The sequence below is a fragment of the Marinomonas sp. PE14-40 genome, from assembly GCF_051623805.1.
GTDB lineage: Bacteria > Pseudomonadota > Gammaproteobacteria > Pseudomonadales > Marinomonadaceae > Marinomonas.
Window position 1 is genome coordinate 733,112 of record NZ_CP130700.1, and the last position, 25,739, is coordinate 758,850.

The 25,739-nt window shown below is 37.5% G+C and carries 27 protein-coding genes; 15 read left to right on the forward strand and 12 right to left on the reverse strand.

Features of this window, described 5'->3' with window-relative positions; genetic code table 11:
- Window positions 1-155: 155 nt before the first annotated feature.
- Window positions 156-386 (reverse strand): hypothetical protein, encoded by a 231-nt coding sequence (locus tag Q0A08_RS03485; protein WP_438464892.1) that lies wholly within the window; start codon window positions 384-386, stop codon window positions 156-158.
- 481 nt (window positions 387-867) lie between these two features.
- On the opposite strand from Q0A08_RS03485, the gene Q0A08_RS03490 reads away from it, so the two are divergent.
- A complete protein-coding gene (locus tag Q0A08_RS03490) occupies window positions 868-1,413 on the forward strand; it encodes a YaeQ family protein (RefSeq protein WP_438464893.1) in 546 nt (181 codons plus the stop codon).
- Window positions 1,414-1,467: 54 nt separating this feature from the next.
- Here the strand turns inward: Q0A08_RS03490 and Q0A08_RS03495 are convergent, their stop codons facing one another.
- Window positions 1,468-2,202, reverse strand: coding sequence for a dienelactone hydrolase family protein (locus Q0A08_RS03495; RefSeq protein WP_438464895.1), 735 nt, complete (start codon window positions 2,200-2,202; stop codon window positions 1,468-1,470).
- Between the two features lie 283 nt (window positions 2,203-2,485).
- Between Q0A08_RS03495 and Q0A08_RS03500 the strand changes: the two genes are divergently transcribed.
- Window positions 2,486-2,866 carry a hypothetical protein gene (locus Q0A08_RS03500; protein WP_438464896.1) on the forward strand — a complete coding sequence of 127 codons (381 nt, stop codon included), beginning with the start codon at window positions 2,486-2,488 and terminating at the stop codon, window positions 2,864-2,866.
- 3 nt (window positions 2,867-2,869) lie between these two features.
- Window positions 2,870-3,826: a YHYH protein gene (locus tag Q0A08_RS03505; protein WP_438464897.1), complete on the forward strand. Its 957-nt coding sequence runs from the start codon at window positions 2,870-2,872 to the stop codon at window positions 3,824-3,826.
- Window positions 3,827-3,889: 63 nt separating this feature from the next.
- On the opposite strand, the gene Q0A08_RS03510 is transcribed toward Q0A08_RS03505, so the two are convergent.
- From Q0A08_RS03510 to Q0A08_RS03525, 4 genes are all read right to left on the reverse strand, one after another.
- Window positions 3,890-4,393 carry a M48 metallopeptidase family protein gene (locus Q0A08_RS03510; RefSeq protein WP_438464898.1) on the reverse strand — a complete coding sequence of 168 codons (504 nt, stop codon included), beginning with the start codon at window positions 4,391-4,393 and terminating at the stop codon, window positions 3,890-3,892.
- Window positions 4,394-4,396: 3 nt separating this feature from the next.
- Entirely contained in the window at window positions 4,397-5,050 is a 654-nt protein-coding gene (locus Q0A08_RS03515; RefSeq protein ID WP_438464899.1) for an ATP-binding cassette domain-containing protein, read from the reverse strand.
- A gap of 27 nt (window positions 5,051-5,077) precedes the next feature.
- Window positions 5,078-6,805, reverse strand: a complete 1,728-nt coding sequence (locus tag Q0A08_RS03520) for an ABC transporter permease (RefSeq protein ID WP_438464901.1) — start codon at window positions 6,803-6,805, stop codon at window positions 5,078-5,080.
- Between the two features lie 138 nt (window positions 6,806-6,943).
- A complete protein-coding gene (locus Q0A08_RS03525) occupies window positions 6,944-8,137 on the reverse strand; it encodes an ABC transporter substrate-binding protein (protein ID WP_438464903.1) in 1,194 nt (397 codons plus the stop codon).
- Window positions 8,138-8,282: 145 nt separating this feature from the next.
- Here Q0A08_RS03525 and Q0A08_RS03530 point away from each other — a divergent pair, with 145 nt between their 5' ends.
- The 6 genes from Q0A08_RS03530 to Q0A08_RS03555 all read left to right on the forward strand — a co-directional run bounded on the left by Q0A08_RS03530 (window position 8,283) and on the right by Q0A08_RS03555 (window position 15,331).
- Entirely contained in the window at window positions 8,283-9,428 is a 1,146-nt protein-coding gene (locus Q0A08_RS03530) for a succinylglutamate desuccinylase/aspartoacylase family protein (RefSeq protein ID WP_438464904.1), read from the forward strand.
- Window positions 9,429-9,511: 83 nt separating this feature from the next.
- A complete protein-coding gene (locus Q0A08_RS03535; protein ID WP_438464906.1) occupies window positions 9,512-11,821 on the forward strand; it encodes an ATP-dependent helicase in 2,310 nt (769 codons plus the stop codon).
- A gap of 281 nt (window positions 11,822-12,102) precedes the next feature.
- Window positions 12,103-13,095, forward strand: a complete 993-nt coding sequence (locus tag Q0A08_RS03540; protein ID WP_438464908.1) for a D-cysteine desulfhydrase — start codon at window positions 12,103-12,105, stop codon at window positions 13,093-13,095.
- Window positions 13,096-13,847: 752 nt separating this feature from the next.
- Window positions 13,848-14,093, forward strand: a complete 246-nt coding sequence (locus tag Q0A08_RS03545) for a hypothetical protein (RefSeq protein ID WP_438464910.1) — start codon at window positions 13,848-13,850, stop codon at window positions 14,091-14,093.
- A 182-nt stretch (window positions 14,094-14,275) separates the two neighbouring features.
- Window positions 14,276-14,695: a GNAT family N-acetyltransferase gene (locus tag Q0A08_RS03550; protein WP_438464911.1), complete on the forward strand. Its 420-nt coding sequence runs from the start codon at window positions 14,276-14,278 to the stop codon at window positions 14,693-14,695.
- A gap of 144 nt (window positions 14,696-14,839) precedes the next feature.
- On the forward strand, window positions 14,840-15,331 hold the full coding sequence (locus Q0A08_RS03555; RefSeq protein ID WP_438464913.1) for a DUF1842 domain-containing protein: 492 nt from the start codon (window positions 14,840-14,842) through the stop codon (window positions 15,329-15,331).
- Between the two features lie 64 nt (window positions 15,332-15,395).
- Here the strand turns inward: Q0A08_RS03555 and Q0A08_RS03560 are convergent, their stop codons facing one another.
- Both Q0A08_RS03560 and Q0A08_RS03565 read right to left on the reverse strand, forming a co-directional pair.
- Entirely contained in the window at window positions 15,396-17,246 is a 1,851-nt protein-coding gene (locus Q0A08_RS03560; protein ID WP_438464914.1) for a M3 family metallopeptidase, read from the reverse strand.
- A gap of 291 nt (window positions 17,247-17,537) precedes the next feature.
- The gene (locus Q0A08_RS03565) at window positions 17,538-17,957 is read right to left on the reverse strand and encodes a MarR family winged helix-turn-helix transcriptional regulator (RefSeq protein ID WP_438464916.1); all 420 of its coding nucleotides are present in this window, start codon (window positions 17,955-17,957) and stop codon (window positions 17,538-17,540) included.
- Between the two features lie 111 nt (window positions 17,958-18,068).
- On the opposite strand from Q0A08_RS03565, the gene Q0A08_RS03570 reads away from it, so the two are divergent.
- The 3 genes from Q0A08_RS03570 to Q0A08_RS03580 all read left to right on the forward strand — a co-directional run bounded on the left by Q0A08_RS03570 (window position 18,069) and on the right by Q0A08_RS03580 (window position 19,770).
- Complete coding sequence (locus tag Q0A08_RS03570; RefSeq protein WP_438464918.1) at window positions 18,069-18,527, forward strand: GNAT family N-acetyltransferase; 459 nt, start codon at window positions 18,069-18,071, stop codon at window positions 18,525-18,527.
- Window positions 18,528-18,587: 60 nt separating this feature from the next.
- Complete coding sequence (locus Q0A08_RS03575) at window positions 18,588-18,887, forward strand: hypothetical protein (protein WP_438464920.1); 300 nt, start codon at window positions 18,588-18,590, stop codon at window positions 18,885-18,887.
- 187 nt (window positions 18,888-19,074) lie between these two features.
- Window positions 19,075-19,770: an aspartate/glutamate racemase family protein gene (locus Q0A08_RS03580; protein ID WP_438464921.1), complete on the forward strand. Its 696-nt coding sequence runs from the start codon at window positions 19,075-19,077 to the stop codon at window positions 19,768-19,770.
- 92 nt (window positions 19,771-19,862) lie between these two features.
- Here the strand turns inward: Q0A08_RS03580 and tal are convergent, their stop codons facing one another.
- On the reverse strand, window positions 19,863-20,813 hold the full coding sequence (tal, locus tag Q0A08_RS03585) for a transaldolase (protein WP_438464923.1): 951 nt from the start codon (window positions 20,811-20,813) through the stop codon (window positions 19,863-19,865).
- On the reverse strand, window positions 20,803-21,849 hold the full coding sequence (dusA, locus tag Q0A08_RS03590; protein WP_438464925.1) for a tRNA dihydrouridine(20/20a) synthase DusA: 1,047 nt from the start codon (window positions 21,847-21,849) through the stop codon (window positions 20,803-20,805). The genes tal and dusA overlap by 11 nt, the downstream gene beginning before the upstream one ends.
- Window positions 21,850-22,491: 642 nt before the next feature.
- On the opposite strand from dusA, the gene Q0A08_RS03595 reads away from it, so the two are divergent.
- Both Q0A08_RS03595 and Q0A08_RS03600 read left to right on the forward strand, forming a co-directional pair.
- The gene (locus tag Q0A08_RS03595; protein WP_438464927.1) at window positions 22,492-23,388 is read left to right on the forward strand and encodes a carboxylesterase family protein; all 897 of its coding nucleotides are present in this window, start codon (window positions 22,492-22,494) and stop codon (window positions 23,386-23,388) included.
- 194 nt (window positions 23,389-23,582) lie between these two features.
- Entirely contained in the window at window positions 23,583-23,906 is a 324-nt protein-coding gene (locus tag Q0A08_RS03600; RefSeq protein WP_438464928.1) for a hypothetical protein, read from the forward strand.
- Between the two features lies 1 nt (window position 23,907).
- Here the strand turns inward: Q0A08_RS03600 and Q0A08_RS03605 are convergent, their stop codons facing one another.
- Window positions 23,908-24,258, reverse strand: a complete 351-nt coding sequence (locus tag Q0A08_RS03605) for an FAD:protein FMN transferase (RefSeq protein ID WP_438464930.1) — start codon at window positions 24,256-24,258, stop codon at window positions 23,908-23,910.
- Window positions 24,227-24,436, reverse strand: a complete 210-nt coding sequence (locus Q0A08_RS03610; protein WP_438467598.1) for an FAD:protein FMN transferase — start codon at window positions 24,434-24,436, stop codon at window positions 24,227-24,229. Before Q0A08_RS03610 ends, Q0A08_RS03605 begins: the two co-directional genes overlap by 32 nt.
- Before the next feature lie 626 nt (window positions 24,437-25,062).
- Between Q0A08_RS03610 and Q0A08_RS03615 the strand changes: the two genes are divergently transcribed.
- Window positions 25,063-25,728, forward strand: coding sequence for a response regulator (locus tag Q0A08_RS03615; RefSeq protein ID WP_438464932.1), 666 nt, complete (start codon window positions 25,063-25,065; stop codon window positions 25,726-25,728).
- Window positions 25,729-25,739 lie beyond the last annotated feature (11 nt).

A 25,739-nucleotide genomic window follows, 5' to 3' on the forward strand; every position in this document is an offset into this window, starting at 1 on the left:
TCCATTTAATATAATGATTAAAGCCGAATAAAGGGAAACTTTATTCGGCTTATAAGAATGTAAAGAAAGTTTTTACATTCAGGCTCAGCAAGGCTGAGAATGTTTTAACTGCTTAAATACTTGAAACAAACTCAATATATCTAAGCAGTTACAGCTTAACCATCACTTCTCTGCGGTATTCGCTCGTCTTCAGCAATGACTCTATGGCTAATCTTTACTTTATTGGAAAGACTATTTAGGTCACCAGATAAAGGGCGAATGTGGCCTTCATCGTTATAAAAACCAATATCTCTTAAAGAGTGAGAATCAAGATGCTTGAGTGCTCTTTGGGCGTGAATACGTTCAAAGTAGTTTTTAATCGCGTTTAATAGGGCAATAAAAGTCATAACTATCTCCAGATTTAAATAAAAACCGAGACCATATGCTTTAATAGTATTTAATCACCGCATAGGATCTGCGGCTAAATATTGATTACTTAGTACGCAGCTTTAGTTGACTGTTGATTAACAAGATTGGAGCAAACTGTATTAAATTTTTGATAATTCATATTTACCTCCAAACTGTGCGTGTTAAGTGAATGAAATGTTGTCGCTTAATAATTAACTAAGCATGAGTATTAGGCTTGAATAATTAATCTATGTCAACAAGCTATATCGAAATAACTAAATTATCTTTATTAGCTGAATAAATAGGCCCAATACTTAAGGAATGCATGAACTTAACCTCATTAAATCAGCCTCAGCTTAGCTCTTTTACAAGCGGATTAGGCTATTAAATTTAATCGGTTAAGGTACAATGCCACGCACAAGTGATTAATCATGTTCAAATGCTTAATTTAATTAACATTATTTTATAAAAGTAGTAAAAATGGCGATCAAATCGACGGTTTTCAAAGCAAGTATTCAAGTCTCAGATATGGATAGATCTCACTATCAGGGTTATGACCTTACACTTGCCCTGCATCCATCTGAAACTGAAGAAAGAATGATGGTTAGATTGATCACCTTTGCTTTGCTGGCTGATGAAAAGACAGGGGATGAACAACTGTCTTTTTGCAAGGGCATTAGTACAGATGAAGAGCCTGATTTATGGCAAAAAACATTGTCAGACGATATTACTCTCTGGATAGATTTAGGTCAGCCGGATGAAAAGCGCCTAAGAAAAGCATGTGGTCGTGGTAAAGACGTTATCATAGTTAATTATAATGATAAGTCTGATATTTGGTGGCAACAGAATCAAGGAAAACTGTCACGTTTTACAAACCTTAAAGTACTAAGGTTTGCTGAGGCTGAAGTGGTGGAACTTGAAAAACTATGCCAACGATCTATGCAATTAAATGTCACTATACAAGATGGTGAGGTTTGGGTTTCTTCTGATATTGGTTCTTGCACTTTAATACCGAGTTACCGCTAAAGGCATTAAATCTTAAATATAGGAGCAGTATTAACACTGCTCCTCTACAAGTAATTAGAGCGAGTTATGAAAAAAGCTCGTGGATAACTTATAGCATTCCAGTGCAACTTGAGCATCATATCTATCGCCTTCATCACGCATAAATGCATGTTGAGCATTAAATTCATGCCAAGTAAAATCACGTTCTGTTGTCATTAGGTTTTGATAAATTTTCTGCCTACCTTCTGGACTAACGTGTGGATCTTGTCTTCCCCATACCATACAAAAACTTGCATCCATATCCTTGGTTCTTGCTAGAGAATCATTTCCTTCTTCACAAGGAAGAGTGTTTGAATGTATGTCAGTGGCATATAAGCAAAAACTAGCTGAAATAGATTCATTTAGTGCTGCACGGTAGGCTAAATGCCCTCCAATACATACGCCCATACTGCCAACTCGGCCATTTGAGTAACTTTGTTCTGTTAGATATTCAACCATGGCTTGAGTATCAGAGTCGTGAGCTTCAAGTGGCTTTGTAAACTTATCTTCGTTTCCTTTATCTTTGCCTGCGTCGTCATAAGCAAGAACAGTACCTATAGGATTTAACTCATGGAAAACTTCTGGCACAAGAACAACAAAACCATGGCCTGCCATAATACGAGCGGTTCTTTCTATAGGGGCTGTAATTTGGAAAATTTCAGAATAAAAAATAATACTTGAATACTGACCTTCTTCAGCAGGCTTATATTGAGTGCAGCGCATCACACCTGTTGCTGTATTTAAATCAATTGTTTGTGTTTGAGTAATCATAAATTATCTTAGTTTGCTAATGTCAGAGTGTAAGGAAGGAGTATAAAGGCTTTGAATAAAGACAACACCAATTAGATAGGCTTAACGGTTAAGTAGGGGTGAGTAATCACAAGTTAACGTCTGTATTAACCGTTTTAATCTGGGTAAAAGTGCATATCTCTGTATTTTGATATTAATTTCCAGAACAAATTTTAAGAATCGATGACAATAAATTTACATGTTAAAACGAATCAAATTCTAAGCAAAAGCTTATTATCTGTAACAATTAATAAAGAGATGTCTAATGCGCAAAACTTTAGCCCTAACCTTGTTCGTTTTTAGCAGCTTTTGTCTCGCTCATACAGGATCACATACATCGGATCTTGTAATCGAGTTGGATGAGGCAGAATTCACCCATAACAAAGCTAATATTAGTTTGACCTTGAGAAATCGTGGTCATAAGTCATTGGTTCTAGATAGTATAAAGACAAATGTTGGCAAGACTCAGACCCTGATAGATTTTCCATTGGTTATTAAAGCTCAATCTAAAGTGTCTTTTAGTCATAACCAAGGTATTCAGGTATTCAATAAACAAGGCCTGGTTCAAATTTTTACGCTCGTGTTAGATTTTGGTGAGGCGGGTAGTGGTCCTGTCACTATTGTTCCAACGTCATTTAAGGAATAGCAAATGATAAACAAAACTATTTTGATCGCATCAATTACCGGTATGAGTTTTCTTATTACAGCATGTAATAGTACTGGCGGAAGCACACATAACCTTAAAGATCGCCATGGTAAAGGTAAAAAAGGCGGGCGTATGGTATCTGGTGGGCCACCTTCAAGAAGCCACACAGAAACAAGTGTGAGCGAAATAGTACTCATTCAAGCTAACTCATCATTAAGCCAATCAAACCTGATGCAAGTAACGATAGATCAGAACACAAGAGTGATTGTTTCAAATGGTATTCCTGAACATAAGGTAGGTGCTTTTCCAAATAAAAATAATCCAAACCGAATTCAAGCAAGGGATTATCGATTTACGATGACAACAAAACCACGTAAGACTGGAAAAATCACCTCTTCAGCAAAGTGGTATTGGGGGGTTGCGATGAATGGGGTACCTTTTGAAGCTCAGACAGCAGAATATTGGCAAGGTAAACGTGGGGGATGGAATTATGATGCTCTAGGTGGCGCTTTGCCGCTAGGACTGGATGAAAATAATGCTCACGTACAACCTACAGGTGCTTATCATTACCACGGTCTACCTGTAGGTTTATTGCAAAACCTTGGCTGGAAAGCAACGGAACACTCGCCACAGATTGGTTGGGCAGCAGATGGTTACCCTGTTTATGCACTCACAGGAAATTTAGGTGATGGGGTAAAAATGCTAACGTCCTCATATCGATTAAAAGAAGGCCAAAGACCTGGCGGCAGTAACAATCCTGATGGGAGCTATGATGGCACATTTAATCAAGATTGGCAGTATGTAAAAGGCGCAGGTGATCTAGATGAATGTAATGGTGCGATTACTTACTCGGATGAGTTTCCAAAAGGAAGCTATGGTTATTTTCTGACTAAGGATCATCCATTTCTGTCACGCTGTTGGACTGGCACTCCAAATAGATCATTTTTCACAAATCATTGATTGTTCTTGTCTTAATAGTAAGACTATATCACACACTAGAATATGCAGCTTTAGGGCTGCATATCAGTATATTTCTCCAAAAAATTCAACTTGAGTAAGGTATACCCGTGCATCAAATTCAAGTTGATGGTAATCACTCAGCATGTATTGACATAATTGATAAAAGGCTTTGTTGTGATCCTTCTCTTTGAGGTGGGCTAACTCATGCACACAAATCATGTTTAATAATTTAATAGGGGCTGATTTAAACAAGGTGCTTATGCGTAATTCGTTTTTACTTTTTAATTTACTTCCTTGGATGCGTGAAACGTAAGAGTGCATACCTAAAGCATTATTAACTAGGTGTATTTTATTGTCATATTGTATTTTGCTTAAATTGGCAGACTTTTTCATATACTGGTTCTTAATATTACCAACATAATCTCTTAGGGCTTTATCATTGGTAATTTTATGAGGCTCAGGGAAACGGGATAGTAAGTAATGCTTAAGTTTGTCTTGCTCTATCAATGTTTGGATTTGAGCTTGTAAATGGCTTGGGTAAGCACTGATATACTTTAACTGTTCCATAATTTAAGAAAGATTACTAATATTTCGCATTTGTATTAACTCACCACCCATAGCGTCAAAATCATCTTCATCATGGGTCACTAGTAAAGTAGGAATGTTAGCTTTTTTAATTTGTTCTAACGTAAAACGCCTAACACTTTGCCTTAACTCTGGGTCAAGTTTACTGAAAGGTTCATCTAGCAACAGGTAGTCAGGACTTGATAGTAATGTCCTCAATAGCGCAATACGAGCTTGCTGACCGCCAGATAAGGACTTTGGTAAATTATTCGCTTTAGTTTCAAGTCCAAGCTCAGCTAGTTTAGACATAGCAAGTTTCTTTTTTTCTGTCGCAGTCAATCCTTGTTGCTTTGCATCTATCGCAAATAAAAGATTTTCAAGATTAGTCATATGTGGGAACAGTAAAGGTGTTTGATAAAGAATACCGACATTTCGATTCTGAGTGCAAAGTGTATCAATTCTTTTTTGATTAAGTTCGATACAGCCTTTTGCTTCAAAGCCAGCTTCTAACGTACCAGATAAGTAATTAAGCAGGCTAGACTTACCACAGCCACTTGGTCCCATCAAAGTTAATACTTGGCCATTATCTATCTCAAAGGAAAGTTTAGAGATTAGAGGGGTTCCGGCAATACTTAAATGACAATCTTTTACTCTTAACACATGCGTCTCAATAAATTATTAATAGGTTTAAACATGAAAGAAATTGGCTAATCTCAGGCGATATTGTGTCCATACTCGGGGCAACCATTGAGCTAACATAAAAATTAACAAGGGAAATAATGCTTGTAGCATCGCCATATTACCAACCTTTTTTCTTTCACCAGATGCAGCCAATGCGACAGCTTCTGTTGTGAGTGTATTAATGCGACCTTCACCTGCAGTTAACGTTGGTAAGTACTGAGCAAAGCTCACAGCTATACCTAATGCAAAAGCACTAAATAAAGCGGGTTTAAGCATGGCAAGTTTAACTTGGACAAATGAGTGCCAAGGCTTTTTGGTTAAACAAACAGCTTGGCTATAAAACGATTGATTGAAGGCTAAATATGGGCCAGATAAAGTGAGGTAAACATAGGGCAATACATAGAGTAGGTGTAAACCAATCACTGCAACTAAAGAGCCGCTGTTATTACTCCAAATTAGAAATACTTGAATGCCAAATAAAAAACCAACTTGAGGCAAAATGATTGGTAGATAGATAAAGCGGTCGAACCATTTAGTGCTTTTAGGACGATTACGTTTTTGTTCAAGCATTAAAATACTAATAAATAGTGCAATCAAGGTGCTTGCAAATGCGATTATCAAACTGACACAGGCTAACTCAAATAGTAAGGGGCTAAGCTGCTCAATTTTTTTGAAAGACCAGCTAGTTGGCAAAATATCAGGGAATCGCCATCTGTGAGTAAATGCCCAAACAGGTAAAACAACAAGAGACAGTACAGCTAACAACATACAGACCAAATAGGTCAAAGCCGCACCGTGAAAAATAGCGGCTAATAAAGTTGTTCGTTTTCCATTACTCCAACGCTTACGATCAAATAATACAATCATTTGATACAAGCCTTCCCAGCAAACAGCAGAAAATAAAATGATCAGCATTAACAAAACTGCACCCGCCGATGCAGTAAAGCGCATATCTAAATCAGTATCGTTAAACCAGTGAAATAAGGTAACGGCAAAAGTGGAAGGCGTGTTCGGTCCAATGACTAATGATAGATCAACCACTGTTAAACTAAAGGCCAGTATGACTAAAAGCGGTAGCCTGATAAGTGGGTACAAAATAGGTAAAATGACTTTTCGCCAAACGGTTAAGCGGGAATAACCCATGCTTGTGCCAACTTTGATCAGTTCACAGGTCTTAATTTGTTCTAAGCTCGCTAAGATAACAAACAGCAAATAGGGGGTTTCTTTAACAACGAGTGCTAATACAAGTGATAGCCCATAAGGGTCTTGTACACTGACCCAGATAGGAGGCCTTTCATAATCCGTTAACCAAGGGCTAAAAAGTCGAACAATCCAACCGCTAGGACTTAAGATAAACACTAAGCCAATTGCTATTGCAGCATGTGGGATAGCCAAAATAGGTGCCAAGGTGTTTCGAATGCTGATCAACCAACGGCTTTCATAAAATACGGAGATAGTTGAGAAGGCAATAATAAATGATATAAGGCTAGCAAGTAGACCGCTTAACAAGGTGAGTTTGATGCTTCCCCAAAGCTCGGGAGATTCAAATAAATTAAACCAAGGTTTGAGGCTGAATTGGTAATGAGATAAGGCTGGTAGATAATCAAAAGCGGGTAATAATGTGCCAATTAAACCAAGAATGATGGGTAGAACAAATAAAAGGGTTATCAGGCGTGATGCGGTCGCTAAGCCATTCAGTTTGACTGCAAATTTCGAGATGGATAGCGTTATCAATGACTTAGCCTTCTGAGTCTAAAAGCGAAAAGCATAAACCTGTTTAGGTTAAATGCCAATCTTGATGATATCTAAATGAGGTGTTTGATGAGCTTCAGCACCTAATTGAGAGTGCTGAAGCAATAGAAGATCCGTGATCTATTTTGCGTAACGCTTACGCCATTCTTTTTCGAGTGCTTCAACCCAAGATACGTGCGGTTCAGGTAAGCTTTCACCGAGTTCGGCCAAAGTTAACGTCGCAATACCTCTAGGTAAGTTATTAAATGCAGTCTGATCTGCTTGGGCCAGTTTGCTATAACTTAACACACTTAAATCGCCCCAAGTTGTTGGGTCCTGCTTTTTAATTTGAGCTTTAGGCGATAATAAGAAGTTAGCAACGACTTGAGCTCCAGCTGTTGATGCTGAGTTATAGGGAATAGCAACAAAGTGTGTATTACCTATCGTACCTCTATCAAACACATAGGACCGAACCGTATCACTCAGATTACCTTGATCGATTTGAACTGATGCCGCTGAAACATCAAAACTGAGGGCAAGGTCTATTTCTTGGTCGTCTAGTAAGCGCATCATTTGCTCAGAACTTGAAGGGAATGATGTACCAGAGCGCCAAGTATTAGGGTGTAGCTTATCTAAGAATGACCATAAAGGCTGAGTCACTTGATCAAAGTCCACTTGTGAAACTGGCTTAGAAAGCGCTGAAGGGTAGTGAGTTGTCTCAATCAGAGCTTGTTTTAAGAAAGTAGTACCTAAAAACTGAGGCGGCTCAGGATAAGAAATACGGCCAGGATTATTTTCGGCATAATTTAATAGTTGAGCCATTGATTTTGGTGGCTGTGATACTGTGGCGGTGTCATACATAAAGATGACTTGCGCTGCTCCCCAAGGAGATTCCATACCATCAACATTCGTACCAAAATCTTGAGTTAAACTTTTTTTGCTGGATTCATCTATATATTGATAATTAGGCAGCCCCTGGCTAAAAGGACCAAAAAGTAAATTATTGTTCTTTAGGGTTCTGAAGTTTTCACCATTAATCCAAATAAGGTCAATGGACCCATTTGCATTATTGCCAGCCGCTTTTTCGGCAAGTACTCGAGATACAGCATCGGCGGTATCAGCCAGTTTTACGTGTTTCAAGTTAACTTGGTATTCATCTTTAACACTTGATTTAATCCAATCAATATAAGCATTAATGTTATCTGAGCCTCCCCATGCGTTCCAATAAACAGTTTGACCCTTTGCTTCCTCTAAGGTGTCTTGCCAGTTTTGAGCGCCTGCGGTACTAATCAATGATGCTAGGACACCAGAGACTAATAATGATTTTTTTAACATAAATGATCCTATCTATAATGGGTCAATGACGTGAATTAGAATTACCTAATGTTCGATATAAAAATTCTATTTTAGTTCAATCCTTTAGCATTATTTTATCGTATTATATTGGGCTCGATTTATCTTGTTGAATTAAGGTTATTTTATGTCTCATCAAATCCTTTCCCATATATTGCCCTCTGCAACGCCTGGCACAGCGCGTATGATTAAAGCGCATCATTTTGGTGAAGTTGGGGCAAGACCAAAAATTTATCTTCAGGCTGGTTTACATGCCGATGAATGGCCAGGCTTTCTTGTACTTAATAAATTGATTCAGTTGTTAACAAAAGCGGATGAAGCTGGCTTAATTCAAGGGGAGATTACGATCGTTCCTGTGGCTAACCCAATTGGCTTAGCTCAGAATTTTCATGGTTATATACCAGGACGATTTGCATTCTCAGATGGCGGTGGCAACTTTAACCGTAACTGGCCTCAGCTTGGTGATAAGGTCGAAAAAAAGATCAAAGGTCAGGTAACATCTAACCAAGAGGACAATGCTAAACTTATTCGTCAAGTTATGGCCGAAGAGCTTAAGCTTCTGCCTGAAACCACTGAATTGCAGGGCTTAAAGAAAACCTTGTTGGCCATGTCCATGGATGCTGATGAGGTTCTTGATCTACATTGTTCTGGTGAAGCCTCAATGCATGCTTATGTCGCTCAAGAGTTTGAAGTCCATTTTGCGCCATTGCTCGCAAGAATGGGGGCTAAGGTTGCTTTGTCAGAGTTAGAGACGGGTGCACACTCATTTGATGAGACCAATGTCTCTGTTTGGCGACATCTAAAAAATCATTATGCCCATCTAGTTCCATGGGGAGCGAGGTCTCTAACATTGGAACTAAGAGGCGAAAATGACATTAGCCAAGAACAAGCACTAGGTGATGCCGAAGCTATTTTTGATTACCTTTGCCAACGAGACGTTATTGATCAAGCTGTCGCAAGGGTCGATACCAGTGAACTTAACTACTACCCACTAGATGCGATGGACTTAATCAAAGCCCCTTGTGCAGGCATAGTTTGTTATGACAAGAATATTGGTGATCAAGTTGAAATAGGTGAGAAAATTGGAGAGGTAGTGGATTTAATGGCTGATGATGTTAATCAATCAAGTCTACCGCTTATAGCTCGGACTAACGGCGTTTTTTTTGCGAGATTGCAAAGGCGTCTTGTGATTTGCGGTGAAGCGATAGGTAAAATTGCCGGTAAAGAACATCTCGCTTATCGAGAGATTGGTAATCTGTTTGAAGATAAATAAAAATAGTTAAACAAAACACTTTTGGTTTAATAGATCTAGGTACTTATAAGTAAGTACTTAGATCATGTAAATAGATTATATTGATGATGCTAAACCCGCTAACGATAGAGCAGCAAGCTGTTGTTGAATCTAATATAGACACCCATTCAAAAATTATTGCCGTTGCTGGCGCAGGTAAAACAACGACACTAATTTCCAGAATTAACTACCTTATTGAACAGGGCGTGCAGCCAGATAAAATTGCAGTCTTCATGTTTAACAAAAGCGCTCAAGAAGAGTTCAGTCAAAGACTCTCCCTAAGCGCTGAGAGGCAAAGTGCGTTAAGTCCTGATGTGATGACGTTCCATAGCTTTGGAATGAAGTTAGCGCGTAGAATGGAACAAAGGCAGCTAATTGAGCGCGCTCAACTTGTTGCGGATGATTTCTCTTTAGTCAAATTGCTGCGTGAAGCTATGCAGCAACTCGTTCGCATGAATGTCAGTATTGAATTACATGATGAAAAAGACTGGCTTGAAGACGCTATCTTATTTCTTGATCAAGTGAAGTCATCAACTCAATCAGCTAACGCCGTATTCCATGACGCTAAATGGTCTAAGGAGAGGGCTTTCTTTCCTGCTTTGTATAAACAATTTGAAGTCTTACGTCAGCGTAAAAAAATACGTTTCTTCTCTGACCTCATCAGCGACCCTTTAAGTTTCATTCAGGATGCGAACGAAGAGCAGACAGCCTTGTACCAAGGGTTAGTGCCTAAATATAGCCATTTATTGATTGATGAGTTTCAAGACATAAATGACAGCCAATATGCTCTGTTAAAAAAACTCTATCAAGAATCGAGTTACTGGATGATGGTAGGAGATGTTGAGCAATGTATTTATGAATGGCGTGGTGCGAAACCAGACATAATGCAGAACCAAATAGATGAAGACTTCAAACCTATTAGTCGATTCGAATTAAGTACAAGCTTCCGTTTTGGGCATCAAATTGGACTTATGGCAACAAACTTACTTGCCTATAACAGTAAGAAAGACACGAACGAATCAGCCGCTAAACAAGAGCATTGTGTCATAGGTAAAGGGCAAGACACTGAGTTTGCATTCGCTCAATATGATAAAACGGGTAAAGCATTATTATCCGAGTTAAAACAATGGGGTAATAGCGTTGGAACACTATCTAACGCTGCCGTATTAGTTCGTTTATACAGCGATATGGTACCCATTCAATTGGCATTAATGCATAGAAAAGTTCCTTATCAATTGCATGGTGATTCCCCTTTATTCGAAAACCGTCAAATTCGAATGTTAATGGCTTACATTGCCGTTATGGCTGGTGGTTTTGATGACGCGAGTATTTTCTATAATAGGGACGATATTAGCTATTTGATGACAGTGCCTAGTTTAGGTATCCCACCTAATCAGAGAAAAGTTGTCAATCAAAGGGCAATAGCATCTCCTCACCTTATTCCTCAAATGCTTGAAAGTATGGCGGATGAAGCGGGTGGCTGGCGGGCAAAAAAATTACTTGAGCGTGCTGATTGGTTAAGAAGTCTGACTCTTTATCAGAAACAACCAGATAAAGGCATTATCAATACATTAGATAAATTAGGGATATATCGTTATTTTGAGAATACCAGTAGTAAAGATATTCAATACAATGAAAAAGTTGCTACTTGCGAATCATTTATTGCTTATATAGCTGGAGTTCAGCTTGATGCAAAATCTTTACTCGATGAATTAAAAAATCTCGCAGTTCAAGATCAACAGAAAGATCAAATTAATAGCTCAGATGGACTGCACCTAATGAGCTTACATAAAGCGAAAGGTTTAGAGTTTGATTTAGTTATCATGGCAGGCCTTAAAGAGGGGCAGTTTCCTTACTATGAGGCGAATAAAGTTGATACACGTCTTATAGAAGCTGAAAGAAGACTTTTTTATGTAGGTATTACCCGAGCAAAGCAGAGACTTGTGCTACTTAACAAGCCGGATAAAAAAGAAAGTAAACGCCTTGATTTAGCAGAGCGAGCAGTGAATACAAAAAAGGTGTCTGATCTTTCACGCTTCATATTTGAGTCACAGCCAATACTTACCCAGAAAGTATTATCAAGACAGTTTGAAGAACAGTCTGCCCCTTTAGAAGTAAAAGATGCCGCTCAGGTTATCAAGTATTTCAATATGGCTGGTCTTACACTAAACCAAACGGTTGATCAGGCAGAAAATCATTTTAGTGGGAAGTTAAAGCCTGGAGAGAAAGTCCGTCATGATCAATTTGGTCAAGGTGTCGTCATTCGACAGGAAAGTGATGGACACGAAATGATTTTTGTTGAGTTTGAAGACGTTGGTTATAAGCGCTTTAACCCAAAGCATACCAAATTGGTGAAAGTACCAAGTAATCGATAATTACTTTATTGCGCAAGCAGAACAATTGATTTAGTCTATATTCCAAATAAAGATAAGCATATTCTTAACGTGTATATGCTTATTATTACTTGAGAGTTTCTACATTCAAATTCAATCTGAAAGTAAAGCTGAAGACAGCTTCGATTTAATCTCAAAATCCGAATTAGTAAGTGTTTATTGAGACTGGAAGCCTCAACGTGCCTACCCAATATAACGGTTGATTAATGATCAGAATTTCAACTATTAAAGCGTGATTTATATCTTTCAATATGGAGTGACTAATGAGTTCATTTGATCAATTACCACGTGTGTCATTGTGCCACCAGCCAACGCCTATAGAGCATATGCAAAGGCTTTCTGAGCATCTTGGTATCAACTTATACATTAAACGTGATGATTGTACAGGCCTTGCTGGTGGTGGAAATAAAACACGTAAACTTGAGTATTTATTAGGTGAAGCAAGGGGAAAGGACGTTGATACGCTAATTACATTAGGCGGTATTCAATCGAACCATGCACGCCAAACAGCGGCAGCAGCGGCAAAATATGGCTTTAATTGTGAACTAGTACTTGAAGATGTTGAGGGAACTGTAAAGCAAGATTATTACGGTAATGGTAATGTCTTGTTAGATAAATTATTCGGCGCAAATATTCATAGAGTCGATGAGGGAGTGGACTGTTTAGACTATGCCTATAAACTTAAAGCTAAATTAGCTAATGAAGGTCGTAAAGCGTTTGTTATCCCTCTTGGCGGTTCTAGTGCGGTAGGTAGTATGGGTTATGTGCAATGTGCTAATGAAATTATGGCGCAATCAAAATCAAGCGATATTCACTTCGATAAACTGGTCTTAGCGACTGGAAGTGCAGGCACTCAAGCAGGATTACTTGCTGGCTTTAAGGCCACTGAGTTTAACTTACCTGTCTATGGTATTTGTGTTAGCCAAGATACTCAAACTAAGAAAGAGCTTGTTATCTCTTTATTAACTGAGTCACTTAAGTTAGTTGGTAAAGGCGGGGCTGACATTGCAGATGACGTTATCACAGATGGCAGCTATGTAGGCAAAGGTTATGGCATACATACTCAAGAAGTTGTGGATGCTATTAATTTATGTGCTCAATTAGAAGGCATTCTTTTAGACCCTGTATATACCGGTAAAGGAATGGCAGGATTAATTGATTACTGCCAAAACGGAAGAATAAAGAAAGGTGAAAATGTTCTTTTTATTCATACAGGCGGTAGCCAAGGCTTATTTGCTTATAGAGAAATTTTTTAATTTGATATTAATAACTAAATAAGTTGTTAATCTACAATTCTTCTGACCTATACTAAGGGAGGTTACGATTATGTCGCCTCTTCTCACTTCTCTCTTTAAGGTATCTTGAAAAAGTGCCAAACAAAGCGTCACTTTGCGCTTGATTAATAGTAAGTCAGTGTCGGTATCTTTTGAAAAGGGATAATATAGGGAGGTTCTTTTTCTGAAATGCCGTCAAGGTTTTATTCAAAGATCCGAAAGGAGTCGCTTTATTTGCAACCTCCTTAGCTTCAGTTCAAAAGGTAAACAGCTATGTATAGGTTAATTCTATGCTGTGTTATTTTTATTTCCAGTCAATCCGTTTATGCACTTCCTAATAGTGTAAAACTCTCAACCAAACTATGGCCGCCATATCATTACTATGACGTACATGGTGAATTAACCGGTATTAGTGTTAATCACTTAAAGTGTAGCTTTGAATGGTTAAATATTGATTTAACTATAGAAGTTGTCCCTTGGAGTAGAGCGCAACAGCATACTCAGATGGGTATTAGTGATGGCTTTTTCTCTGCTTCATGGAACGCATCAAGAGATCAATATGCCACTAGATCTGTTGATATTGCACCTCAAAACTGGGTTTGGTACACACTGAAAGGATCTGGAACGAACACAAACTCTAAATATTTCAGACAGAATGCAAAAATTGTCGGAACCAGAGGCTCAAATATTGTCCATTGGCTCAAAAAAATCAATATAAGGTCACAGCAGAAACTATGGCATTGGATAATATGGTTAATATGATTTTAACAGGCAGGGTGGACGCTTTCATGGAAAATCAATTTGTCGCGGAAGCTGCATTAAAAGGAAGTAATAATTTTGCAAAATTGGAGAAAACTATTGCCAGATCGATGCCTGTAGGTGTCTATTTTAGCCATACGTTTTTAGCTAAATATCCCAGATTTCTGACTACTTTTAATAAAGCATCTGAACAGTGTCATAATCATAAAGTAACCAATTAACTGTTTGATTACCTTAGCGTTACAAAAGCATTTATTTGTAATTTAATCTAAAAAAAATGTTTGATAATTCATTCAATGTAGAAAATTGTACCTAAATTAAATTCATGTTCGTTTGACCCTTTATATCTGTTATAAAAGGCAAAAATAGGCATATTTAATAACAGGTATTAAATCTAGAATTCATGATCATACAAGCTATCACATGGCAAGAGTGCTTACCCATTAGGCAACAAGTACTATGGCCACATCGGCCTGAAATATTTTGCCAAATAGAAGAAGATAAAGACGCAAAGCATTATGGCGTATTTATAGATAATCAATTAGTGAGTGTTGCTTCCCTATATTTCAAGACAATAAACGGCATTTGTCGTGTTAGGTTGAGAAAATTCGCTACGATTACCTCTTATCAAAGAAAAGGGATTGGCAGGAAGTTACTTTCTCATATTATTCAAGATTTAGCCTCTTCAGGTGTAGATTATTTTTGGTGTGATGCAAGAAAAGATAATCAAAACTTTTATTTAAATCTTGGCTTTAAAGTAATAGGACAGTCTTTTTATAAGTTTGATATTGAATATCATAAGTTCGAGATTAAACTGAACTAAATTCACCCTGAATAACAGATGTAATTCAATGTAATTAGCTTTTTCACAAAAGCTTACTATGCTCAAAATAGATTACAGCCTTAACAAGGATGCGTAGTCATGTTTGTAATCAATTAAGTCAATTTGACGTATAAGGATGAACACATGAGTATACAAGCTGAAAATCAACAGGGAATGTTTCATGTATCATATTGCATTACACAAAAAATCTCAGGTCAAACTCATTTAGGCAGTGCTACTCTCAGGTTGAATTTGGTCGTTAATGGCCCAGATAAGACTGTTAATGGTGTTGGCAATGTCTACCAAGCTACTAACCCTCCCGTGAATGTAATTTCACATCTTAATGGCGAATGGTCATATTTATCTAATGACAGTGCAAATCATGTTCTGATTGTGTTGGATGGTTTTGATCTTTCCACCATTCAATTTGGTGGACAGCCTATGGAGAGTAAAAACCTTACCTTAAAAATTGCAATCTCTGAGGATTGGCAGACAGGCTCCGCAAGTTTTAATTATCTTTATGAGGGGGAATGGTACGAAGTGGAATATGCTCTCGTAGAGCTACAGGAAAGAGAAGAGACATTAAATTTAGATGCTGTATCGAGTTATACAGGCTTTCACAAACCAAGCATTTAAATTTTGAGCACGGCCTTATTTAGGCCGTGCTCAATCAAACGCTCAAAGAAAACGATTTTTTCTACTAAGAAGTAAAGTAACGATTATTAATATAATGCTCAAACTGATGATACATTTCATCATCACTTACTTGATTGGTTGAGATCACATGATCGCCATCTACCAAGGTAATAGTCGCATTTAAACTTGTAGCCTTGCTTTGACTTCGTGTTTTGAGCGCCTCGATTTTTGCTTTTTCACTTTGCCAAGCTTGCTCACTTGTCTTGTTACATTGATCAGCTAAATATTTTGCAGAGAAACCTTCTTTCGTAAGACTTTGCAGTGTCGCGTTATGATTAATGCTATTGCCAGGTTTCCAATAATGTTCAGATAGTAGCGGTCCAATTTTAGGGTTATCAGTTAAATAGCCAAAAGCTTTTAAGAAGAAAGCACGTGTTTGATACACAGCCATATGAGCCAGTAAATACCCTTGATAAGAACAGGCTGCTTCTTGAGATAAGAGGTGAGGGATAGCAAGCAATGGTCTTGGGCTAGTCTCTAGACCTAAAATTGACTTCTCAGTTGCTCTTGCTAGTTGTGTTAAATATGTAGATGTTAATAAAGTTTCGTCTGCACTGTAAACAGCTTGTTCAAAATAGGGCACAACTAAGATGCTTCTCTCTTCATAAGATTGAAAAGGTTGTTTAGATTCAACAAGTGATTTAATTAGCTGATCTGGTATTGGTTGGCCATCGTTGTTTTTAGCGTAAAGTTTCAACCAATCAGCATCGTTTAATAAACTATCGCAAAACATAGACTGAGTTTCGGCATAGGCCATTGAAGTAGGAGCAAACTCTTGAGAGAAGCAAGGCGCATTTTGTTTTACGTTGGCGAAGTGAGCTGCATGCCCACCTTCATGAAAAAGTGTATTAATACCATTATAACCACTTCCAACCTGATCCGGTTTAGCGTTACTTGTAAAGTTAACTTTAGCGGCTTGCCAGTCGCCTTTATTGATAAATGAAGGGATGGGGCCATGGCAAAAACCGTTCTGATATTTACCCTCTCTATCCAATAAATCGAGTGTTAGTTCAGCACCTGAGTAATCAATATTAAGTCGACCAAATGACTCAACCCAGCGTTGTAAGGATTTTGCAAACGGAACATAGGCGTCTAATTCGCGACTAGCGTCACCTGAGTACATAAAACGAAAGTTATGACCAAGCTTTGCATCAGAGCCTTTATTTTTAGACAGTGTCTCGATGCTATGTAAGTTGCCTGAACGCGTTTTTTTTTCGAAATCATCCAAGATTATGAAAAGCTCTTCACAACTCATTTGTTCCGTTTTCTGTATTTTATAATCAAAAAAGTTTTTATAACCTTGGTCTCTAGCGAACTCATTTCTTTGTTTCACTAACTCAATATAGCCATTATCAAGCACCCATTGCTCAAGATCTAACAAGGCTTGATGTGATGTTTTTCTAACATCTTCCGAATCGCTATTACTAATATTTGCCGATAAAACAGTAAGAGAGGCTGGTGTTCTAATCCCTTTCTCGTTTTTATAATGCATTATGTATTTTTGTCTTTTAGCAAAAAGCTCTGCCTCACTTTTAATCAGTGCCGACATTTTCTCTCTACCTGACTCACTTTCTATCGCATTAGCTTCAAAAAATGATAGCCATCCTTTTAACCCATGTAAGGTGTCATTGTCATGTTGCTCAACAAGCTCGATATACTCACGAGTTTTTAAAATGCGAAGAGGGGAGGAAATAAATGCATTTAAATTTGATTCAGCTGTCGCAAATGCTTCATGCTGATCACTTGTTCCCATGTAGGTTTGCCAGAATAGGTTTTCTTTCTCTTTATGGAGACTAAGATAATCATCATTAAGTTGATGGAAGTAATCTCTCGCATTATGAGTATTAAGTGTCAAAATTTCATCCTTGTATAAATTGTCTAGTATGAATGTCTAGCTCGATTTGAATAAATCTGGATTATTAAATTACTACTTTTTCAAATGAGTATCTGTGTGGTTATTACTAAGCCGTATAAAATGCAGAAAAGCTAAGCGATTAAATAGAGTAATAATTAAATGGCTGTAGTGAGCTAAATTTACCTCACCCTTAATCTTGAAAGTGTAAATTTATCATAAAGCTTTGTGAAGTGAGCGAGTATTTAGTTATGCGGGGTTCATTTATGAGCCTTTAAGGCTCATAAACTGAGTTTAAACTGAGAGCTTACCAAGTATCATGGCTAAACTAGATGCTTCTTCTTTATCTAGTCCAACAAGCATTTTATTTAATACTTGGCTGCGAGTCACATCTAACTTTTCAGCAATAATTTTTGCTTCATCTGTTAGGTACATTTTTGAAACTCTTGCATCTGTTTCGCTAGATTTTCGAATCAGAAGGTTCTTAGATTCCAGCTCTTTTATTTTCCGTGTGATCTGGGATTTATCACGACAAACGGATTCTACCAGCTCACCAATCGTAAGGCCTGGTGAGCGAAATGTGACCATAATCAGCATTGTATCTTGATGAGTTATAGGTAGGTCTAACTCTTTTATTGCGTTATCCATCGCTTTAAAAAACTTCTTTATAAAAGTCTCCATTAATAAAGATATATTAAGGTTCAGATTGGACATTTATCTCTCTTAAAACACTTGCATAACAGGTTGAAAACGTACTCATTATAAAGGTTAATGGGTTAAATCCTAATAATTTTTCCATAATACAAAGGAATGAATGAGTAAATTATGTGTCAGACATTAACTAAGACAAAAAAATACTGGGTTAGTTGCGAACAAGGTGACATTGATATCCCCAAATTATACGGCTTTATTAGCAATAGCTATTGGGCTAAAGGAATACCGATAGATGTATTTGAGAAAGGATTAAAACACTCTTTGTGTTTCTCATTATTATCAATCAATGAACAAAACGAACAGATCTTTGTTGGTTTTGGTCGCATGATTACAGACAAGGCAACATTCGCCTATTTAGCTGATGTTTACATTGATGATTATTATCGCGGCCTAGGCTTAGGTAAACAACTTGTTTCGAATATCTTAGCCCATGAGGATCTTCAAGGATTAAGGCGAATTATGCTAGCGACTTCAGATGCCCATGGTCTTTATCAGCAGTTTGGTTTCGAAAAAATAATTAATATTGATATTTTTATGCAGGTATGGAATTCTGCTGTATACACAAATTAAGAAACTTTTAAGACGGTACTTTTATATTGAACTAAACATTTTTAGAAACGAGGACGATCTATGAAATTAGCATTTGGTGATTATAAAAATGATATTGGCTTGCCACTAGAGTGCCCAAATTGTGGCTCGAGTTATATGCATCAGAAAAAAGTAGAAGTGTTTCAACGTAATGAAGATGACAGGAATGGATTACATGTCAGTGTCGATGAAAAAGTAACAACTGATACAAATATTGCAGATAATCCGAGTCCAAGAAGACAAGGGCTTACATTACATTTAAGTTGTGAAGGCTGTCCTAACGTTTCCCAATTGTCTATTTATCAACATCATGGCTCAACTTATATGAAGTTTAATAGTTAGTAACCCTTTCCCTTTCAAAAATACAGCCATGATGTTTCATGGCTATCTACCCAATAAGTACTTGTCGAAAATTGTCATCATCACATCTGTATTATCATACATTCTAAAACTGTCACTAATAATGCATTCCCCTTTTGGCTTTAAATAGACTATCAGCAACATAAAATCATGAATAATAGAGGGTGCTATGAAAACAATCGGATTAATAGGTGGGATGAGCTGGGAATCCACAGCGACATACTACAAACAAATCAATGAAGGCATTAAGCAAGCACTTGGTGGGTTAAATAGTGCCAAAATTTGTATGATAAGTTTGAACTTTGCTGAGATTGAAGCCTGCCAACACCGAGGTGATTGGGAGACAGCAAGTAAGATTTTAATTGAAGCTGCTCGTTCTTTAGAGGCAGCAGGTGCTGACTTTGTGCTTATATGTACAAACACTATGCACAAAGTAGCTACCCAAGTTGAAGCGTCTGTTTCAATCCCCTTGTTACATATCGCACGCGCAACCGGTGATAAATTAAAAAAAGACAAGATAGCCAAGCTCGCGCTATTGGGGACACGTTTCACCATGGAAGAAACTTTTTATAAGCAAGTCCTCCAGGCTGAATATGGTTTAGATGTTATTGTTCCAACTGATGATGATGCTAAAACCATTCATGACGTTATCTATAATGAACTGTGTTTGGGTATTTGCTCTCAAAAGTCTAAAGAGGCTTATCTGAATATTATTGAAAAATTAAGGGGAGAGGGGGCTGAGGCAGTTATTCTTGGTTGTACTGAGATAGGTTTACTTATCTCTCAAGAGAGTCTTAACCTTCCAATTTATGATACTAGCTTGATTCACGCTGAAAAAGCGGTTGAACAGGCAATACAAAACTAAGTAATTGACAATAAAAAGCCGTAATAAATCTAATTATTACGGCTTTTTAATGAGTAATAGTCTTTATATCTAAATAAAGGCTATACCTTGCATTAAAGTAATGCAGCTAGTTTTTCTTCTAACTTGTTCTGATCAATTGCGAAATTACGAATGCCTTCAGACAGCTTTTCAGTTGCCATAGCATCTTGGTTCATTTCCCAACGGAATTCAGCTTCAGTAATCGCTTCTGGTGCTGATTCGACATCAGTAACAGGCGTTAGTTTGCGCTCTAAGGTGCCAGTATCTTTTTCAAGTTCACCTAATAAAGCCGGCGCAATGGTAAGGCGGTCACAACCAGCAAGCTGTTCAATTTCACCAATGTTACGGAAGCTAGCGCCCATCACAACTGTCTTGTATCCATGCTGTTTGTAGTAGTTATAAATTTCAGTGACTGACACAACACCTGGATCTGTTTCCGCTGTATATTCTTCTCCAGTCGATTTTTTGTACCAATCAAGAATACGGCCAACAAATGGAGAAATTAGATATACACCAGACTCAGCACAAGCTTTTGCTTGAGCAAAAGAGAAGAGTAGCGTTAGATTACAGTTAATTCCTTCTTTTTCCAGCTCTTCAGCCGCTTTAATGCCTTCCCATGTAGATGCTGCTTTGATTAGCACTCTGTCTTTAGAGACACCCGCTTCTTCATACAAAGCAATTAATTTACGAGCTTTAGCAAGCGTTGCATCTTTATCGAAAGATAGACGTGCATCAACTTCTGTCGAAATACGACCTGGAACGGTTTTAAGTATTTCAGCACCAACAATAACGGCTAATTTGTCAGAAGCGTCAATAATTTGTTGGTTCATATCATCACTTTGTGCTTTTGCCCAAGTGATTGCTTGATCAATAAAAGGAGCATACTCAGGGATTTGTGCAGCTTTCAGCATCAAGGATGGATTAGTCGTTGCATCTTCAGGCATATATTCTTTTATGGCTGCGATATCACCGGTGTCAGCCACAATGGTGGTAAAGGCTTTTAGTTGAGAAAGCTTATTGCTCATTTTTAATTTCCTTCGCTCTAGTTAACTGTTCATTTACCAAATCAATGGCTTGTTTTAGCACATCTATTGATGCGTCTTTTTTATGTCCTTGCTCTGAAAGGTAACGTCTAAACTGTTTACCGCCAGGCTGTCCTAAGAATATTCCCATAATATGACGAGTTAAATGGGATAGTCTTTCGCCGTTATTTAATCTTTGTTCAACAAAAGGAACAAAATTTAATAGGGCTTGAATACGGCTTGTTACTTGATCTGTTTGATTAAATAAACGTGAATCAACCTGGCTTAAAATCCAAGGGTTATTGTAGGCTTCACGCCCAACCATCACGCCATCAACGTGGTTTAAATGTTGCTCACACTCATCAAGACTTTTGATTCCGCCATTGATAATGATCTCTAAGTCAGGGAAGTCTTGTTTTAAACGATAAACATAATCGTATTTCAATGGCGGTACTTCACGATTTTGCTTAGGACTTAGCCCTGCCAAAATTGCATTTCTAGCGTGAACAATAAAAGTATTGGTGCCAGTCGTAGCAACATCACCAATAAAGTCTCTAACTATGCTGTAATCTTGTTGATCATCAAGACCAATCCTATGCTTGAGCGTGACGGGAATAGAACAAGCATCTTGCATCGCTTTCATGGCATCTTTCACCTTTTCAGGGTGGGCCATTAAGATTGCACCAATTAAACTATGCTGAACTTTATCGCTTGGGCAACCAGCATTAAGGTTAACTTCATCATAACCAAATTTTTCAGTGAGCTTGGCGCATTGTGCTAAAGCATTTGCATCTGAGCCACCTAGTTGCAGGGCAATGGGATGCTCTATATCCTCAAACCTTAAAAATCGCTCAGGATTATCACCCTTTAGAAGCGCTCCTGTTGTTACCATTTCTGTATATAACAGGGTTTCTTTGCTTAAGGATCTAGCAAAAACACGGTAATCAGAAGTTGTCCAATCTAACATTGGGGCAATAGAAAAGCGGCGGTTTAGGCTATCGTTCGATGTTGGCTTGGTGTCTTGGTTATTTTCTTGCATAAAATATTTAGTAGTAAATGTTGTCAATCAATTTGGTTTAAAAGCGTTCGCACTAAAAAGTTTTAATTTGAGGAAAGCCCCACCTAATTGCTTTAAAAGTACAGAATAAATTTGCGCTAATTATGTCATAAATGCGTTTGATTTAATGCTTATACTGACAAAAACATCCTGTTATAAAATTTCAATAAACTAACTTCAACTACCTTAGTTAGCAATTTACCTGCTTATTATGTCATAAAATTACAATGAGAACGGTTATTTTTGACCATATGTAAAATTTTTACAATCTAATTCATATAAAAGAGATTAAAAGGGTAAAATTTTGGGCTCTATAAGTCATTTTCAGAAAAAGTGTCGTCCTGTGTTATCCCTTTTACAAAGGCACCTACACTGATTTTCAATTAATCATGCGCTAAGTGATGCTTATTCACACGAGACTGATAAGTTCAGACTGAAAAGGGATCTCTTAATCGCAGCTACCCTAGTTAAAGCGATTAATATAAACCACTTTATGCCTTTTATCAGGCTGTGATCTTATGCTATCTGATTAATACGCATGAGGTTTTCCCATTATCACTTTTCATTAAGGAATTTAAGTGCTTATAATTGCAATTAACTTAACGCTTTATACGGTTCTAATAGATGATTTCAAAAATTTCGCTAGGTTTAATGGTAGCCAGTGCTCTATTAACATCATTGCCAGCAAAAGCCCAAATAGCACCTATCCAAGATCAGGTTCAAAAACCAAAAGTCTTTTTTTTGGAAGATCAACCTTATGGTGTTGATGATAAACAAACACTTGATATGTACTTACCATCATATCCCATTAATACCAAAAACCGTCCAGCTATCTTGATGGTACATGGTGGCGCATGGACATTTGGCGATAAGTCCGATTCAATTTTTACCTCAAATAAGTTTTCACGCTGGGTTCCTAATGGGATGGTTTTTGCTTCCACCAATTACCGTTCGCTTAATAATGCTAAACCAAATGATCAAGCAAGGGATGTTGCTAAGGCTATCGCTTTAGTCCAGAGGAAAATGCTTGCATGGGGAGGTGACCCAAGCAATGTCATTCTAATGGGTCATTCTTCCGGCGCATATTTAGCTTCATTGTTAGCTTCTAACCCGCAAATAGCATTTGAAGAGGGGGCTAAGCCTTGGTTGGGTACAATCGCGGTAAACCCTATTGGTCTTGATACCATTGATCTTATGCAGAATGATTCAAATTATGCAGAACGTGATGCATTTGGCTCAGATCAAAACTATTGGGCAAGCGTATCCCCTATACATATAATGCAACCTTCAAAATCGCCAGTACTTTTCGTATGTTCAATTGTGGAAACGCCAGATAACTGTGCAACTTCAGAAGCCTTTAAGTTAAAAGGACTAGAGCTAGCTCGAAGTACTGAAATTATTAAACTTGAATTAGATGAGTTTGATATGATCGATTCACTAGGGTTATCAAGTCAATATACAAATATTGTTGAAGGTTTTATTTTCAAACTCTTCAAAAATAATCCAGTAAATCAGAAATAAGTTTCTGACTTGATTAAAAAAACGCCAACTTGGCGTTTTTTTTGCTTAAAACAAACTAAGTGCTTGAATTAGCACTGATTGACGCTTTGCCTTCTGATTAAAGCAGTATTAGTAAGCCGCAATTTTTTCAACGCGACTTTCTCATCAGACTCTGGCTACGCCTCTTATATGATTGGCTATTGGAGTGATTTTGAATGTTTGTAAAAGCAGAAAGACTGTCTCAACTATCCTTGTTTAAATTACTTTTAACCGCTTTAAGTAGTAGCTTATTTGTACTACTTCTTGTTATCTCAATTCTAGTGGCAGCATTTAGCTATCACTCAGGTATCGACTTTTTTGGAAAGGCTTACCATTATAGTTACATTTTTATTGTCTTCATTATCATTTGGCCTCTAATAAGCTTATTTCTCACTGGTTTGCTTTGGGTTTTAAGTGCATCTGGACTTTGGTTGTTTTCACAAATTTTCAGTATCAAATTAGAGTTTGAAGATGTTATTGAAACGCATTTAGAACAATAGCTTAGCCATGATAAATCCAATATTTAAATTCTGTTTCTTTCACATAATTTTCTGCATCTTTTCCCTTTATTAAGGCCAAAGTTGCCAACAAGCCAGCTTGAGTACATGTTGGGGCTGCTACAGTAATTGAACGGGGTGAATTAGAGATAGGCCAGCCTGTTTTGGGATTTAGTACATGTGAATATCTTTTACCCTTGTTCATGATATAGCGTTTGCTGTCACCAGAAGTGGCAAGGGCACCACAGGCTAAAGATAAACTAGCTTGGCTATGTAATCCTTCTGGAGACTCAATACCCACTAACCAAGGCTGTTTATTCGCTCTACTTTGATTGCAAGCAATGTCCCCCCCCAAAATTCACCAAAATAGGTATTCTTTTATAATGTTGGTTAACTAGCTGTAAAACACAGTCTACAGCGTACTCTTTGCCTATACCTCCCAAGCCTAACTCCATTGAAGGTGGCAATTTTATGCCTTTTATTTCATCTAAGCCCACTTTGTTCCAGCCAATATTGCCTAATAGATGATCAATCTTACCTTGTTTGGTGACTTTTGAATTAGTTGTAAATTGCCAGAACTAATGTCGAACATGCCATTAGATAGTTTCAGCAATTCCTCAAATTGCCTTCATTAAGCTTTTTAATAGAGTACTTAACATTAGGTTTTCATCTTGTTTCTACTCTTTAAAGTGAATGTTAAGCCTGAGTCTTAATGTTGCAACACTATAGAATTGAAAAATTATCTCTAGATTAAGAGAGACATAATATTTCCTTAAGTTTAGTTGGTAACAATAGGAGGCACTTTTACAATTAAGTAATCAGATTTTATCTTTCATGATTGAAAAATATAAGCATCTTATCAGACAAGAGTATTCGCAAACTATTAAGTGCTAACGGGTTAATTAATAATCGTTAAAAATTGGACTGTATAAGTAAATTTTTCAAAAACGAATGATGCATTTAAAATTAATAGGACTAAAAGCCTTACTCATTGGATTAAATATAGGATGGCGTGTCGTGCCAAAATTTGAAAATGATGTTTTTCAATGCAGATTCACAAGAAGTAGCAAGGTTCAAGGTGTACCAACTTTAGAGCAAGTAGTTTCATTTTTACAAAATCACAAAAAGCACAATCACATTAAGTTAAGGTTTAAAAAGCATGAGAATATTATTAGTAGAAGACGATCATTCTTTGGGTGAAGGCATGCGCATGGCGTTGAAGCCTGAAGGCTATGTGGTTGATTGGCTTACTGACGGTAACCAAGCGTTACATGCGCTTTTGAATGAAACGTTTGACCTAGTTATTTTAGACCTAGGTTTACCAAATTTGGATGGTATCTCTGTCTTGAAACAAGCAAGGTCAGCTGATAAGAATATGCCTGTCATTATACTCACGGCGAGAGATGCGATTGATGACAGAATTGCAGGGCTAGATGCGGGAGCAGATGACTATCTTGTAAAGCCATTTGATATTACTGAACTGAAAGCGCGTATTAGAGCCCAATTAAGGCGTAACTCAGGTCGTACCCAAGCTCATATTTCTCATGCAGGTATCGAACTTAACCCGAGTGCTAAATTAGTCACGTATGAAGGGAGTCCGGTGCCCCTAACTCGTCGCGAATATACCTTGCTACAAGAAATGATGAGCCAACCTGGGCATGTTTTCACTCGAGATACGCTGCAGCAACTGCTTTATGGTTGGGAAGATGATGTAGAAAGTAATACTTTAGAGGTTCATGTACACCATATCCGCAAAAAACTTTTTCCAAAAGTCATTCGCACCGTGCGAGGTATAGGGTATGTTTTAGATAAAGAATCTGCATAAATGAGAGTTCA

Bases quoted from the DNA above. Each gene is read 5' to 3' on its own strand.
- Q0A08_RS03535 (WP_438464906.1), top strand. From the start codon at position 9,512: ATGATGCTAAACCCGCTAACGATAGAGCAGCAAGCTGTTGTTGAATCT.
- Q0A08_RS03530 (WP_438464904.1), top strand. From the start codon at position 8,283: ATGTCTCATCAAATCCTTTCCCATATATTGCCCTCTGCAACGCCTGGC.
- Q0A08_RS03555 (WP_438464913.1), top strand. From the start codon at position 14,840: ATGAGTATACAAGCTGAAAATCAACAGGGAATGTTTCATGTATCATAT.
- Q0A08_RS03545 (WP_438464910.1), top strand. From the start codon at position 13,848: ATGGCATTGGATAATATGGTTAATATGATTTTAACAGGCAGGGTGGAC.
- Q0A08_RS03510 (WP_438464898.1), bottom strand. From the start codon at position 4,393: ATGGAACAGTTAAAGTATATCAGTGCTTACCCAAGCCATTTACAAGCT.
- Q0A08_RS03500 (WP_438464896.1), top strand. From the start codon at position 2,486: ATGCGCAAAACTTTAGCCCTAACCTTGTTCGTTTTTAGCAGCTTTTGT.
- Q0A08_RS03485 (WP_438464892.1), bottom strand. From the start codon at position 386: ATGACTTTTATTGCCCTATTAAACGCGATTAAAAACTACTTTGAACGT.
- Q0A08_RS03580 (WP_438464921.1), top strand. From the start codon at position 19,075: ATGAAAACAATCGGATTAATAGGTGGGATGAGCTGGGAATCCACAGCG.
- Q0A08_RS03595 (WP_438464927.1), top strand. From the start codon at position 22,492: ATGATTTCAAAAATTTCGCTAGGTTTAATGGTAGCCAGTGCTCTATTA.
- Q0A08_RS03550 (WP_438464911.1), top strand. From the start codon at position 14,276: ATGATCATACAAGCTATCACATGGCAAGAGTGCTTACCCATTAGGCAA.
- dusA (WP_438464925.1), bottom strand. From the start codon at position 21,849: ATGCAAGAAAATAACCAAGACACCAAGCCAACATCGAACGATAGCCTA.
- Q0A08_RS03490 (WP_438464893.1), top strand. From the start codon at position 868: ATGGCGATCAAATCGACGGTTTTCAAAGCAAGTATTCAAGTCTCAGAT.
- Q0A08_RS03575 (WP_438464920.1), top strand. From the start codon at position 18,588: ATGAAATTAGCATTTGGTGATTATAAAAATGATATTGGCTTGCCACTA.
- Q0A08_RS03525 (WP_438464903.1), bottom strand. From the start codon at position 8,137: ATGTTAAAAAAATCATTATTAGTCTCTGGTGTCCTAGCATCATTGATT.
- tal (WP_438464923.1), bottom strand. From the start codon at position 20,813: ATGAGCAATAAGCTTTCTCAACTAAAAGCCTTTACCACCATTGTGGCT.
- Q0A08_RS03615 (WP_438464932.1), top strand. From the start codon at position 25,063: ATGAGAATATTATTAGTAGAAGACGATCATTCTTTGGGTGAAGGCATG.
- Q0A08_RS03600 (WP_438464928.1), top strand. From the start codon at position 23,583: ATGTTTGTAAAAGCAGAAAGACTGTCTCAACTATCCTTGTTTAAATTA.
- Q0A08_RS03505 (WP_438464897.1), top strand. From the start codon at position 2,870: ATGATAAACAAAACTATTTTGATCGCATCAATTACCGGTATGAGTTTT.
- Q0A08_RS03570 (WP_438464918.1), top strand. From the start codon at position 18,069: ATGTGTCAGACATTAACTAAGACAAAAAAATACTGGGTTAGTTGCGAA.
- Q0A08_RS03495 (WP_438464895.1), bottom strand. From the start codon at position 2,202: ATGATTACTCAAACACAAACAATTGATTTAAATACAGCAACAGGTGTG.
- Q0A08_RS03565 (WP_438464916.1), bottom strand. From the start codon at position 17,957: ATGTCCAATCTGAACCTTAATATATCTTTATTAATGGAGACTTTTATA.
- Q0A08_RS03540 (WP_438464908.1), top strand. From the start codon at position 12,103: ATGAGTTCATTTGATCAATTACCACGTGTGTCATTGTGCCACCAGCCA.